1 pseudogene is annotated in these 624 nt (G+C 41.7%); it reads right to left on the reverse strand.

The window, feature by feature from the left end:
* Positions 1 to 293 (reverse strand): annotated as a pseudogene (locus FK268_RS25950) (hypothetical protein); the annotation flags it as partial.
* Between the last annotated feature and the right edge of the window lie 331 nt (positions 294 to 624).

A 624-nucleotide genomic window follows, 5' to 3' on the forward strand; every position in this document is an offset into this window, starting at 1 on the left:
CTCGCCTGTGCGGTGGAACCTCCTCGAGCAGCGAGCAGGCGATCTATGTTCTGCTTCGCTAATTGCCGTTTTGCCTCCCGCTCCTTTAACTCAGCGGCTTCAATCGCAGAGTCAAGTTCTATCAGAAGGTCTCCCGCTTCAATACTCTCCCCCTCTTTAAAGGCTATTTTAACAATCCGACCAGCAGCTTCAGGCCGAATCATCACCTCTTGATAAGGATAAAGTACGCCGACCGCATAGATCTCTTCATACTTCTCCTCTAAGAGAACTTCCGATAATTCGACATTAGTCACTTTCGCCCAAAGAGCGGTGGGGAATATTAAAAAGAGAATACTCCATAATAGGGTTGCTACAATCTGTCTATCTACTCTTAACATCTACAAGTTCCCATCTAATTTAGTCATCTATCTAATTTTGTCATCTAATCAATGAGACTACAAAGATCTATCGCATGACTGAGTCTCTTAAGACTATCAACAAAACTATTAATAAGACTATTAATAAGACTATTAATGAAGCTATTAAGTCTCAAACCAACTTAAGCTGATTGATCACCCCTTGTCATCAACTCTCTCGGAATAACCAACCTTTTAGCCCTGATCTCTCAGTCCTCATTTTCAAGTT

The organism is Tsukamurella sputi (assembly GCF_007858445.1).
Taxonomy (GTDB): domain Bacteria; phylum Actinomycetota; class Actinomycetes; order Mycobacteriales; family Mycobacteriaceae; genus Tsukamurella; species Tsukamurella sputi.